The sequence below is a fragment of the Corynebacterium sp. HMSC073H12 genome (genome assembly GCF_001837775.1).
In the GTDB taxonomy this organism is placed as follows: domain Bacteria; phylum Actinomycetota; class Actinomycetes; order Mycobacteriales; family Mycobacteriaceae; genus Corynebacterium; species Corynebacterium amycolatum.
Map to the genome: position 1 here is coordinate 107,847 of NZ_KV834038.1, position 12,628 is coordinate 120,474.

At 58.5% G+C, this 12,628-nt stretch carries 9 protein-coding genes; 3 read left to right on the forward strand and 6 right to left on the reverse strand.

Going from position 1 to position 12,628, the window contains the following annotated elements; genetic code table 11:
* Positions 1–129 precede the first annotated feature (129 nt).
* From HMPREF2708_RS07210 to HMPREF2708_RS07225, 4 genes are all read right to left on the reverse strand, one after another.
* A complete protein-coding gene (locus HMPREF2708_RS07210; RefSeq protein WP_246840372.1) occupies positions 130–1,884 on the reverse strand; it encodes a hypothetical protein in 1,755 nt (584 codons plus the stop codon).
* A 252-nt stretch (positions 1,885–2,136) separates the two neighbouring features.
* Positions 2,137–3,153 carry a ketol-acid reductoisomerase gene (gene ilvC, locus HMPREF2708_RS07215; protein ID WP_038628558.1) on the reverse strand — a complete coding sequence of 339 codons (1,017 nt, stop codon included), beginning with the start codon at positions 3,151–3,153 and terminating at the stop codon, positions 2,137–2,139.
* A gap of 53 nt (positions 3,154–3,206) precedes the next feature.
* The gene (gene ilvN, locus HMPREF2708_RS07220) at positions 3,207–3,710 is read right to left on the reverse strand and encodes an acetolactate synthase small subunit (protein ID WP_005509600.1); all 504 of its coding nucleotides are present in this window, start codon (positions 3,708–3,710) and stop codon (positions 3,207–3,209) included.
* 34 nt (positions 3,711–3,744) lie between these two features.
* Entirely contained in the window at positions 3,745–5,655 is a 1,911-nt protein-coding gene (locus HMPREF2708_RS07225) for an acetolactate synthase large subunit (RefSeq protein WP_070833683.1), read from the reverse strand.
* Between the two features lie 360 nt (positions 5,656–6,015).
* On the opposite strand from HMPREF2708_RS07225, the gene HMPREF2708_RS07230 reads away from it, so the two are divergent.
* From HMPREF2708_RS07230 to ilvD, 3 genes are all read left to right on the forward strand, one after another.
* Entirely contained in the window at positions 6,016–7,671 is a 1,656-nt protein-coding gene (locus HMPREF2708_RS07230) for a mechanosensitive ion channel family protein (RefSeq protein WP_070833916.1), read from the forward strand.
* Positions 7,672–7,728: 57 nt separating this feature from the next.
* Entirely contained in the window at positions 7,729–8,277 is a 549-nt protein-coding gene (locus tag HMPREF2708_RS07235; protein WP_070833684.1) for a PH domain-containing protein, read from the forward strand.
* Between the two features lie 134 nt (positions 8,278–8,411).
* Positions 8,412–10,256, forward strand: coding sequence for a dihydroxy-acid dehydratase (gene ilvD, locus HMPREF2708_RS07240; RefSeq protein ID WP_070833685.1), 1,845 nt, complete (start codon positions 8,412–8,414; stop codon positions 10,254–10,256).
* A 15-nt stretch (positions 10,257–10,271) separates the two neighbouring features.
* On the opposite strand, the gene HMPREF2708_RS07245 is transcribed toward ilvD, so the two are convergent.
* The gene (locus HMPREF2708_RS07245; RefSeq protein ID WP_246840373.1) at positions 10,272–11,156 is read right to left on the reverse strand and encodes a hypothetical protein; all 885 of its coding nucleotides are present in this window, start codon (positions 11,154–11,156) and stop codon (positions 10,272–10,274) included.
* 75 nt (positions 11,157–11,231) lie between these two features.
* Positions 11,232–12,611 carry a DoxX family membrane protein gene (locus tag HMPREF2708_RS07250; RefSeq protein WP_246840374.1) on the reverse strand — a complete coding sequence of 460 codons (1,380 nt, stop codon included), beginning with the start codon at positions 12,609–12,611 and terminating at the stop codon, positions 11,232–11,234.
* Between the last annotated feature and the right edge of the window lie 17 nt (positions 12,612–12,628).

Genomic DNA, 12,628 nt, shown 5'->3' on the forward strand with positions numbered 1-12,628 from the left:
GTCGCGGGGGTACTTACCTAAGCAAAACGGCGCTTACTACCCTTTGTTTAGGGAGTAAGCGCCGTTGCCCCCGACATTCAAGTCGGCAAAATTCTTCGCGTTATATTTTTATTTCTGCTGGTCTATAACCTACTGGTACGTAACCAACCATGGACGCGGTTCGATGTTCATGGTCTCCTCAGGAGTAAACATCGGCTGGTCCTCGTCGATGAAGTTCTTCCACGCCTCGAAAATCTCCGGCTGCAAATCCTGCAGCATGACGTTCCAGGTCTCAAACTTTTCCTGCGCGGTGCCATGGCCGTCGGCATGCAGTACGAATGCGAGCTCCGGGTGCGACAGATCCAGCGTCTCGCGGTCGCGAATCATCTGTAGCTGGAACTGGTGCAGCATCAGCATCTTCTGCGGAAGGTTGTTCTTACGAGTCAGCTCAGCCAGCCAATCAGCAACGCGGTTGACCTCTTCAGCCTTAACGTGACCAACCTGAGTCGCCGGAACCTGCCCCGGTTCCATCTTCCACTCCGGATCCAGCGCCAGACCGACGTTTGGCATCTTCAGCAGTTCTTCGTAGAACTTGGCCTGGTCCAGGAAGTCTGCACTGCCCGGCTGCAAGTCGATGATGACGTAGCCGCCGGCCTTGGTCATGGCCTCGACGTACGGCTTCAGAGTCTCAACCGGAGCTGGCTCAGAGTAGTCACCGCGCGGGCCCGGGTCTGCCTGTGCGACTGAAGCAATAATCTCGAAGGCCGGCAGTACCGGATCATCAGCGAACTTCTCGTACTGCTTGACGTAGTCCTTCGCGCGGGCGACGGCATCCTCCGGATCATCCTCGCCCATCACACCCAATGGAGCGGCACCTGGGTGACCATACGTTGCAATCAGATGACGACCGGGGAACAGCAGTGTGCCTCCACCCGGCAATTCCTTAACCTTGTCATTTTTGGCAAGCTCGATGGACTGATCGAACTTGTCCTTATCGCCGAAAACCTTACCCAGAGCAATCAGGGACTCGCCGTCGCGAGCAGCCGAAATCGACTCAGAGGTAGCACGCGCGTCGCCCACTGGCAACCAACTGACCTTCAGACCAGCGGCGCGGGCCGTAGCAATGGAGGCCAAACCAGTACCCGGTGCGGCCAGTGCCAATTTGTCTTTGACCTCCTTTGGCGATCCCTTCGGCAGCGTGATGCTCTCCTGCCCCTTGTCATCCTGCCCATCGCTGGCGCGATCCTGAGCCTCCTGGTTGGCGCCCCCATCCTTCGTTGCGTCACCCTTGACGACAGTGGGCTTCTCCGGATCCATCTCAACGACAGCACGAGTCGGCTTCGACTCCGTCTCTTTGAGAACCTTGAATTCAGTACCGACAAGCTCCTTGAGGCCATCGGTCGTACCCGGATCTGCAATAACCTGACGCTCCTCTCCCCCGGTCAGGTCAACTGCCCCTACTGTAAGGACTGTCTTTGCGCCCAGGCGGTCAATCTCTTTTTCCACATCGGCGATATCAGCGCCAGTATCGTGGCCACGAGCGTCCTTCTTGGGACTCTTGGCAGTGCTATCATCTTCTGCATCTTCGGCAGAACCAGCCACCAGCATCGGCAGCCCAGCAGCAACCGCAATGCCTGCCGCCCGACGCTGCTCAGCGGCGCCAGCCGAGGAAACGACAACTGCTTCCGAACTGTCGATCAGGCTTTCCGACGCTGCGATGTCGTCGCTAAGCACCGTCGACTCACCGTCCACCTTCTTCGCAGAAACAGCGCTGTCGGAATTACCACACGCGACCAGGGCGCTTGACCCCAACGCCAGGCTGACCGTCAGGGCAACGGTTGCCGTCACGCGCCGCGTCATTGCGGATACTCGCACAATTACCTCCGTGAAATGATTTGATTTCAACGATTAGACTATCGAACGTTTTTGTTGAGGGAGACCTTTAAACCCAGATTAGAACCCCGGATGCGGCTGGAGCCACACCCGTTTGGCCGTAGTTGCTTTTATCTCAAACGTTTATCCCACCCGCCTACCCCACACGTTTCAGTAAAAGAAAACGAGTAAGAGAGATACGAAAAAGGGCCTCATCACGGCGGTGAAGCTCAGTGATGAAGCCCTACTTCGCGAACAAGCGAGGGATTCGCTTAAGCAACAAACTTAAGCAGTCTCAGCGCGAGCGTCGACCTTAACCCAGCTCATCAGGTCGCGCAGCTTGGAGCCGACCTCTTCAATCTGGTGGTTGTTGTAGGAAGCGCGCAGGTCCTCGAGCTCCTTGTTGCCGCCCTCGACGTTGGCAATCAGGCGCTTGGTGAAGGTGCCGTCCTGAATGTCAGACAGAATCTCGCGCATGTGCTGCTTGGTATCAGCGGTAATAACGCGCGGGCCAGACAGGTAGCCACCGAACTCAGCGGTGTCGGAGACCGAGTAGTTCATATTGGCAATACCGCCCTCGAACATCAGGTCAACAATCAGCTTCAGCTCGTGCAGGCACTCGAAGTATGCCATCTCCGGCTCGTAACCAGCTTCAACCAGAACCTCGAAACCAACCTTGACCAGTTCCTCGGTGCCACCACAGAGAACAGCCTGCTCACCGAAGAGGTCGGTCACAGTTTCCGCCTCGAAGGTGGTCGGGATAACGCCAGCGCGGGCGCCACCGATAGCTGCAGCGTAGGACAGAGCCAGGTCGCGGCCCTCGCCCTTCGGGTCCTGGTCAACGGCGATCAGGCACGGAACGCCCTTACCATCGACGAACTGACGACGAACCAGGTGACCCGGGCCCTTCGGAGCAACCATACCGACGGTGATGTTGTCAGCCGGCTTGATGAGGTCGAAGTGGATGTTCAGACCGTGTCCGAAGAACAGCGCGTCGCCGTCCTTCAGGTTCGGCTCGATGTCCTCGCTGTAAACCTTTGCCTGGGTGGTGTCCGGAACCAGCACCATAATGACGTCTGCCCATGCAGCGGCATCTGCGTTGGACTTAACCTCGAAGCCAGCTTCCTGGGCCTTCACAGCGGACTTGGAGCCTTCACGCAGACCGATAACAACCTCGACACCGGACTCGCGCAGGTTCTGAGCGTGAGCGTGGCCCTGGGAACCGTAGCCCAGGATGGCAACCTTACGTCCCTGGATGATGGACAGATCAGCATCGTCGTCGTACAGCAGTTCAATAGCCATTAGAATTAGCCTCTTTTCGAATCGGATTCGTTAAAAATCTTAGCGTTTAGTTGTTAGCGGGTCTGGAGCATCGGCTTCGGCCCGCGTGCCATTGCGACGGTACCGGACTGAATGAGCTCACGGATACCAAACGGCTCGAGGACCTCCAGCAGGGCTACAAGCTTCGAGCGCTCACCCGTCGCCTCAATGATGACAGACTCTTGAGAGACGTCCACCACGCGGGCACGGAAGAGATTGGCGGCATCGACGACCTGCGGACGATTGGTGTTGTCGCAGGAAACCTTCACCATTAGCAGTCCGCGCGACACCATGGTCTCCGGGGGCTGGCGGACCACCTTCAGCACGGGCACCAGCTTGTTGAGCTGCTTAGTAATCTGTTCGATCGGCAGCGTCTCCGTCTCAACCACGACAGTGATGCGGTTGACTCCCTCGGTCTCAGTTTCACCCGAGGTAATCGACTGGATGCTGAAACCTCGGCGGGTGAACATGCCCGCAATGCGGACCAGAATACCCGGCTCATCGAGGGTCAACACGGATAGAGTGTGCAGTTCAGCCATTTTGGGACTCACTTCCTGTTGCTTCGGATCCCGATTAGCGGGCCTTCATGGACGGGTGGTTAGCGGCGGGCTGCTTCGCGGCGTCCTCGGCGTTGTCCACAACAGTGCCGTGGATGTCAGCCGGGGTCTCGGCCGCTGAGTTCTCATCGTTGAACAGCGGGCGCAGACCACGGGCGTATTCAACCTCATCATTGGATTTGCCAGCTGCCACCATCGGCCACACCTGAGCATCCTCACCGACAATGAAGTCAATAACCACCGGTCGGTCATTAATCTCGCGTGCCTTCTTAATCGCGGCAGCGACATCTTCCTTCTTGGTCACGCGAATCGCCACGCAGCCAAGCCCCTCGGAGAGCTGGACGAAGTCCGGCAGGTAGGAGTTGTCCTCCGGGCGCAGCTTGGTGTTGGAGTAGCGCTGATCGTAGAACAGCGTCTGCCACTGACGAACCATGCCCAGGTTACCGTTGTTAATCAAGGCAACCTTGATGGGGAAACCTTCCATTGCACAGGTGGTCAGCTCCTGATTGGTCATCTGGAAGCAACCGTCACCATCAATGGCCCAGACTTCCTTTTCTGGAGCAGCCGCCTTGGCACCCATCGCAGCCGGAATTGAGTAGCCCATCGTGCCGGCACCACCGGAGTTAAGCCAGGTGCGCGGGTGCTCGTACTGGACGAACTGCGCTGCCCACATCTGGTGCTGGCCGACGCCAGCGGCATAGATGGCCTCCGGGCCAACGATGTCGGACAGAGTCTGAATTACAAACTGCGGAGCGATTGCACCATCAGTGGGCTCTTCCCACCCGAGGGGGAACTCGTCGCGGAGACCGTCGAGAAGCTTCAGCCAGTCGGCAATCTGCGGGCGGCTAAGACCGAGCTTGGTGTAGGACTCGCTAAGTGCGGCAAGGACCGCGCGTGCATCACCGACGATGGGAACGTCAACTTCGCGGAGCTTGCCAATCTCTGCCGGGTCAATGTCGGCGTGGATAACCTTCGCGTTCGGCGCGAAGGAATTCAGATCACCGGTAACACGGTCGTCGAAACGCGCGCCGATAGTGATGAGCAGGTCTGACTTCTGTAGAGCAGCGACGGCGGACACCTTGCCGTGCATGCCCGGCATACCCATGTGCAGCGGGTGCGAGTCCGGGAATGCGCCGCGAGCCATCAGCGTGGTCACAACCGGAACTCCAGTCTGCTCGGCGAGCTCGACCAGTTCCTTTGAAGCATCAGCCTTAATGACGCCACCACCGATGTAGAACACCGGACGCTTGGCTGCAGCAATCATCTCAGCGGCTTCGTCAATCTGGCGCTGGTGCGGAGTCGTCACAGGACGGTAGCCCGGCAGGTCAATCTCCGGCGGCCAGGTGAAGTCAATCATCGTATTCTGGAGGTCCTTCGGGACATCAACCAGAACCGGGCCTGGACGCCCAGAAGAAGCCAGGTGGAATGCCTCGGCGAGCGCGCGCGGGATGTCCTCAGCTTCGGTGACCATGAAGTTGTGCTTAGTAATCGGCATGGTCACACCGCGGATGTCAGCTTCCTGGAAAGCGTCGGTACCCAGCAGCGGGCGACCGACCTGACCGGTGATAGCGACAACCGGAACAGAGTCCATCTGAGCATCCGCGAGCGGGGTCACCAGGTTAGTAGCACCCGGGCCGGAAGTCGCGATACAGACACCGACCTTGCCGGAAACCTGCGCGTAACCAGTGGCAGCGTGGCCAGCTCCTTGCTCGTGGCGCACGAGCACATGGCGGAGCTTTTCCGAGTCATAAATCGGATCGTAGAGCGGAAGGACTGCACCACCGGGAATGCCGAAGGCTACCTCAACACCAAGCTCTTCAAGGGATCGGACAATGGCTTGTGCACCAGAAATTCGCTCGGGGGCGCTGGTGCGCGCCTTAGCTGCGAATTGGGCGGGCGATGGGGTGTGCTGCTCGTGCGCGTTCACGATTTCGCTCCTGGGTCATGGTGGGCAACTACTCAACTCACATTCACGCGAAGAAGCTACGAATGTGGCGTTGGCTACAACCATAACGTCCACATAGTGAGAAGTCAATCCCGCCAATTGGACGCCCCGCCCGTATAACACCCCGAGCACCCACCCGATTCCAACGAGAACCCCACCCCAACTTTGGGAATTACTCTACCCAGAAACTCCCCGACCACGACCCCGGGGACACCCAAACCTGCGCACCCGAGCCCTACGCACCCGAGCCCCGCAAACCTCAATTCCAAAGCTCGTCTTTATGCATGATTCTTTACCTTTAAACTCAGCGCATATTAAGGCGAACGACCTACGGTGGATGGCATGGAATTTTTGCAATACATGTTGTTACGGACATGGCAATGGGTGGCCAATAACGGCCTTGCCATCGCGTGTCTGGCCATTCTGCTAATTCTTGTTCCCCGTATCCGACGTTTCGTTCTGGCAATTGCGGACGGAAACATCTCCTCTTCAGAGGAGCAGTCCAAGGGCCGGCGCGCACTGATTGGCGCTGTGGTTTACATCGTCGAAGTCATTGCATACTTCGTCTTAATCATCGCGATTCTGTCGAAATTCGGAATCTCACTGACCGCCGCCGCTATCCCCGCGACGGTCGTTTCCGCCGCTGTTGGTTTTGGCGCACAGGGAGTCATCGCCGACTTCCTTGGCGGACTGTTCATCATTGCCGAGAAACAGTACGGCATTGGCGACTGGGTTGAGTTCCATGCCCCTTCGGGGACCGTGCAGGGTGACGTGGTCAATATGACATTGCGCGCCACCACCGTCCGAACCCTTAACGGCGAGGAAATCATCGTGCCGAACTCCGAGGCACGCATGTGTATCAACTACTCCTCACAGTGGTCCCGTGCTGTTGTTGAAGTTCCCGTACCGATGACCGCCGGTGGCTCCATTAAGGATTTGGAAGAGCGCACTGTCGCCGCCGCCAAGCGTGCAATCGCACTGGACTCTGTCAAGGACGCAGTTCTCTCCGAGATCAAGCTGCAGTCCTCCACGGAACTCAATCCGCCAACGGTTATGGGCCTGCCGTGGACCGTCACTATGCGCTTGATTGTCGACTGCAAACCGGGCGACCAATGGCTCATCGAGCGCGCCATCCGCGCCGCAGTCATCGACACTTGGTGGGATGACTACGGCGAGCGCGCCCAACAGACCCCGTTTGCTCCCGCCGAAGAAATCACCGGCCACGTCCGCGATGACACTATGATAGAACAGCTCAAGCGAGCCGATGCCAAGCAGGGACAAAGACAACAGCTTGACGACGGCGACAGTGCTCCAACCGAAGTTGTCGAAGCGGTAGCGAACACTACTGTCCAGCCGGATACCGCAGAAACCAAGCTGATGGAAACTCAGACCGTCGACAAGCAAGACGGGAATGAACGATCCGATCTTCCGCACGCGGGAGCCAATCTTGACGATGCGCGACGCGAGCAGGAAGACAGTGAAAACAACAACGCGATCCGCAAGCTGATTAACCACCCCGATTGGAAGACACTCACGACGCGCCAGAAGGTTCGTCGCATCCTCTCCGCAGGTGGACGCGCTCGCGTTTCGACGATTGTGCTCTTGGTAACCTTACTGATTCTCTTCATTTTGAACCTGATGACAGTCGAAACTGAGGACGGCCCATCTGGATGGTTGGCACCGAGCAGGTGGAGCGATCGGGTAACGACACAGGAAGAGGACCCGGAAGAGTCGTCAGCTCCGCAGTCATCGAATCAGCCGACTAACACCACACAGAGTGTGCAGCCCACCGAGACTTCGCAGCAGACTCAGACGCCACAGAATCAGCCGTCCGAGACTTCCCAGCAGCCTCAGAGCACGCAGAACCGCGCACCTTCGACGGCCACCTCCACCGAGCCGGACTCTGACCAGAGCAACACCGACAACGAGCGCTCTGGCGGATCACAGTCGACAGACTCCACTAACAACGCGGAACCGAACTCCGCTGATACGCAATAACGCGCAACCGCCTACCGTGCATTAGCGAATCCGAACTACCCGCTACAATCAAAGGCCATGACTGACTCGACTCCACAGCCAAAAATTGCGACGCAGCGATTTCGCCCACAGAAGACGCATCTGTTCATCGTTGCGTTCATGCTCGTGCTGTGTGTAATTGCCACCGGTTTTGCCCCGTGGCTGGCCGTTACCTTCCTGGCACCGTTGATTTATACGCTTTGGATTTTCCGAGTACGCACCACTGTGGGGCCACGCGGTATCACTGCGGTGTACCTATTGGCCAAGCGCCGCTCGGTGCCCTGGAGCGAATTTGCGGGCATATTCTTCAACAAGGGCGGTCGCGCCTTTGCCGTGACCAAGTCCGATGAGCGCATCGCCCTGCCGGCCATCTCTTTTAATTCGCTACCGGAGTTGAAGGAAGCCACCGGCGGTCTGATTCCAGATCCGATTGCTTCGGCTCGCATGGCGGAAAATGACAAGGTCGAGGTTTTCGACCGCGATGGCTACTCCGTAATGAAGAAGGCCAGTGAGGTTGAGGCCGATGCCAAGGCTAAAAGCGCTAAAGCCAAAGATGCCAAGCCTAAAGGTGACACCTCTGCCGAGTAACATATAAGCAGTCCACAAAGCCCCTAAATCTCATTATGCGGACACTAGTGACCGCGAAATGAGAAATTAGGGGCTTTTTGTGATTAATATGGATAATTAATTACCTTGCACCCTATCTAGGAAGGGCAGCCCCCATGATTCCCCTTCGCTCTAAAGTCACCACTGCCGGCCGTAATGCTGCAGGTGCGCGTTCCCTATGGCGCGCAACTGGCATGACCGATAACGACTTCGGCAAGCCGATTATCGCAATTGCCAACTCTTACACTCAGTTCGTTCCGGGTCACGTGCACCTGAAGGACGTTGGCGACATCGTCGCAGAAGCTGTGACCGCAGCCGGTGGTGTCCCCCGTGAGTTCAACACCATTGCTGTCGATGATGGAATTGCGATGGGCCACGACGGCATGCTCTACTCGCTGCCGTCCCGTGAGATTATTGCTGACTCTGTGGAGTACATGGTCAACGCTCACACCGCTGACGCATTGGTCTGTATTTCCAACTGTGACAAGATCACGCCGGGCATGCTCAATGCGGCTCTGCGTCTGAATATCCCGGTGGTCTTCGTTTCCGGCGGGCCGATGGAATCGGGATCTTCGGTTGTTATCGATGGCGTCGTCAAGCCCGGCTCTGACCTCATCTCGGCTATTTCTGCATCCGCGAACGACAAGGTCGATGACAAGAACCTGCTCGACATCGAGCGCTCGGCGTGCCCGACCTGCGGATCGTGCTCGGGTATGTTCACCGCAAACTCGATGAACTGCCTGACCGAGGCCCTCGGCCTGTCCTTGCCGGGCAACGGTTCGACCTTGGCAACTCAGCAGGCCCGTCGCGATTTGTTCACCCGCGCCGGTGAACTGATTGTGGACCTGGCGAAGAGCTACTACCACGATGGTGACGAGTCCGTGCTGCCGCGCAACATCGCCAACCGCGATGCCTTTGTCAACGCAATGACGCTGGACGTTGCCATGGGCGGTTCCACCAACACCGTGCTGCACATTCTCGCTGCCGCACAGGAGGGCGAGATTGACTTCGATCTCTCTGACATCGACGCCATTTCCCGCCGCGTGCCTTGTCTGTCCAAGGTGGCACCGAACTCGGACTACTACATGGAGGACGTCCACCGCGCCGGCGGTATTCCAGCCATCCTCGGCGAACTGCGCCGCGCGGGCTTGCTGCAAATGAATGTCCGCTCCGTTCACTCCCCATCGTTGGAGGAGCACCTGGACAACTGGGATATTCGCGGCGGCAAGGCCACTGACGAGGCGATTGAGCTGTTCCACGCAGCCCCTGGCGGTGTCCGCACCACCGAGCCATTCTCCACGTCCAACCGCTGGGAGAGCCTGGATACGGACTCCGTAAATGGTTGCATCCGCGACTTCGACCACGCCTACACGAAGGAAGGCGGTCTGTGTGTCCTGCGCGGCAACATCGCCGAAGACGGTGCTGTTCTGAAGACCGCGGGTATCGGCGAGGATCAGTTCCACTTCGAAGGCACCGCTCGTGTCGTAGAGAGCCAGGAAGAGGCTGTCTCGGTCATCTTGAACCGCACCTTGCAGCCGGGCGAAGTTCTCTTTGTCATCTATGAGGGTCCTTCCGGCGGCCCGGGCATGCAGGAGATGCTGCACCCGACCGCATTCATCAAGGGCGCTGGCCTGGGGAAGGTCTGTGCGCTGGTCACCGATGGTCGCTTCTCCGGCGGTTCCTCTGGACTGTCTATTGGCCACGTTTCCCCGGAGGCCGCTGCCGGCGGTGCAATCGGTCTCGTCCGCAACGGCGACCCGGTGTACATCGATGTCGCTGAACGACGCCTCGAGATTCAGGTGTCCGACGAGGAGCTGGCCGCTCGCCGCGATGAGGAGCTCAAGCGCGACAAGCCGTTTACTCCGCACAAGCCGCGTCCGCGCAAGGTATCCAAGGCGCTGCGCGCATACGCCAAGATGGCGTCCAGTGCGGATAAGGGCGCGGTCCGCATTGTCGACTAGCTAGATCAAACCCGCTTAAAGGCCTGTGCTTACCGCACGGGCCTTTGGCGTTTCCAGGGTAGCTTTGCGCCCAATCTTCCGCGTGGGCATCACCAAATCCCGGTACTCGACGTCGGCAATCCCCTCAGCGACGTCCTCGGTGTGTGCATATTTGCCGCCCTCGGTAATGGCCGCCATTACATATCCGGGGCCAAAAACAACGGAAGAGTGCCACGAACGCCGGTTGGACCAGCCCATCTTCGCACCTTCAGAACCGGGCAGGCCGGCAAGACCAAAATTCTGTCGATAGCCATCGGCAGCAACCGGCGACCAGTGTCGCATCGCCTCAAGCACCTCAGAATTAGGATGCTTCAGACGAAGCTGGGAAATAAAAGACACCACATCTTCCGCGGTGGTCCTCGATACTCCCCACTTTTCTCCGCCGGAAGTGTTGAATAGGCCGTACTCGGTCGCAAGGGAATCGACCGATTCCGGGTACTTCCGGTAGAAGTCGGCTGCCAAATCGTCGTCGGAACGCGAAATCATCTTTTCGACGCGCTCGGCATCGTCGGCAGTGCCGTGTTCGAGCACATACTGACCGATATACAGCTTAATCAGGGATAGCGCCGGCAGCGGGCGTTGCGGTGCCTGGCTGCTGTACCCCACGCCCACCGGCTCGTAGCTCACCGCCATTTGCGTGCGTGGGTCAGTCTCAATCAACCCTTCGGCGTTGAGGTTCATGCGTGGCAGACTCACCTCATGTGTCGGCCAGGCGCTTGCCGACGAGACGGAGGCTGCAACCTCACTGTGCTCGTCGGCAGCAGCTGTCGACGGTGAGTGGATCGACGTTGTCGCGCCCATCGAAGACATGAAAAAGACCACCGCGAGGGTGGTCTTTAGTGCGTGTCTCGACTTTGGCATAGGGGGCATTGTACCCCGACCCTAACCGAGAACCTAGTTTAGGTCGCTCGACTGTTTGTGTAGCTGCAAGCTGCCTTAGCCAACAAACGGCAGCGTGCCGGTCGTCAGCCACCACAGGCCAATTGCTGCAGCGATGGACAGAATTCCGAAGATCCAAGACGATGCCAGTGGGCGACGAGCCCAGCCGCGTCCGAAGTCGATGCCGATGCGGCCTGGGCCGGTGAACTGCAAGCCAAGTGCCATGGCGGTCATCAACAGTTGTAGCTGAAGGTTGCTGGAATCCTGGCCGACGATATTCACGCCATTGGCAGAGGTAGCTACATCAAACATGCTGAGGTAGGCGGACAATGCCAGCGCCAATGCTGCGGCCAGCGGTGTCGCAAGCCCCAAGATGAGCAGGGCACCCGCGATGAGCTGAACTGTTGGGATGGCAGTGGCCATCACAGGGCCGAGGGCGAAGTTGTTCTGGCTAAACTGCGTCTCCAGCGCAGTGGTGCCACCGGAGTTGCCCCAGCCGAGCAGCGTTGTCAGGCCATGGACCAACAGCAGCGCACCCAATCCAAGACGCAGCAGCAGAAGGCCGAAATCAGTGGTGCCGCGACGGTGCTCCGGTTCGTTGTCGTCGTAAAAGTCCGTGTCTTCATCGTCGTCAGCAGCGGCGGTAGTCGTAGCAGCGGTTGCCCCGGCGGCTCCTACGCCTGCTCCTGCAACACCAGCGGCACCAGCTGCACCAGCGGTATCGCGAGAGCCAGCCGGTTCAGCGAAATCCGATTCATCGAAATACTGAGTCTCAGCTGCGGAATTGCGTGCAGAGCCATAGGTTGACTCCGCCTCATCGTCGAATGCTGACTGTGCTTCCGACTTATTTGCGGCAGTTCCCGCTGCGGACGCTGCTGCCGCTTCAGAAGCCGAGAAGGCTTGCGTCGGCTGGCTGAAATCTTCATCTGAATCAACGCGCTCGCTACGAGCCGGCTGCTCAAAGATTTCGGTCGCCTCCGACTCCGGGGCTACCTCCGACTCTTTATCGGCTGCGGGTGCCAATTCAGTTTCGGCCTGTTCATCCCGCGACGAAGGCTTACCGGCAGGGCTAATCACCTGAGGTGCCGTGCGGCCTGCAGCGGCGTAGGCGTCGTAGCGCTTCTTCGGGGCTTCCTGAACTTCAGGCTCCGGTTCCGAGCTCGGCTCAACCTCTGTCTCTGCCTCTGTCTCTGATGCAGCGGCGGATTCCGGCGGCAGGTTTTCTTGGTCTGCCTCCGCCTCCGGCTCCTCCTTTACGCGCTTTTCCGGCACACCCGGAAAAATCTGCGTTGCGGTGTTGTCGCTGTCATCGCGGTTGGTTTCTTCGTTCATTGGCTCAGCGAGCTTGCGGTAGGTCGGGACGTCGAGATCGTCATCGAATCCGTCCTCCACATTCTCGAGGGCGCGGTCGTTCGGGTACTTCTCTGAGTCGCTCACATCGTCCACATTAAAAC

Bases quoted from the DNA above. Each gene is read 5' to 3' on its own strand.
- ilvC (WP_038628558.1), bottom strand. From the start codon at position 3,153: ATGGCTATTGAACTGCTGTACGACGACGATGCTGATCTGTCCATCATC.
- ilvN (WP_005509600.1), bottom strand. From the start codon at position 3,710: ATGGCTGAACTGCACACTCTATCCGTGTTGACCCTCGATGAGCCGGGT.
- HMPREF2708_RS07230 (WP_070833916.1), top strand. From the start codon at position 6,016: ATGGAATTTTTGCAATACATGTTGTTACGGACATGGCAATGGGTGGCC.
- HMPREF2708_RS07235 (WP_070833684.1), top strand. From the start codon at position 7,729: ATGACTGACTCGACTCCACAGCCAAAAATTGCGACGCAGCGATTTCGC.
- ilvD (WP_070833685.1), top strand. From the start codon at position 8,412: ATGATTCCCCTTCGCTCTAAAGTCACCACTGCCGGCCGTAATGCTGCA.
- HMPREF2708_RS07245 (WP_246840373.1), bottom strand. From the start codon at position 11,156: ATGCCAAAGTCGAGACACGCACTAAAGACCACCCTCGCGGTGGTCTTT.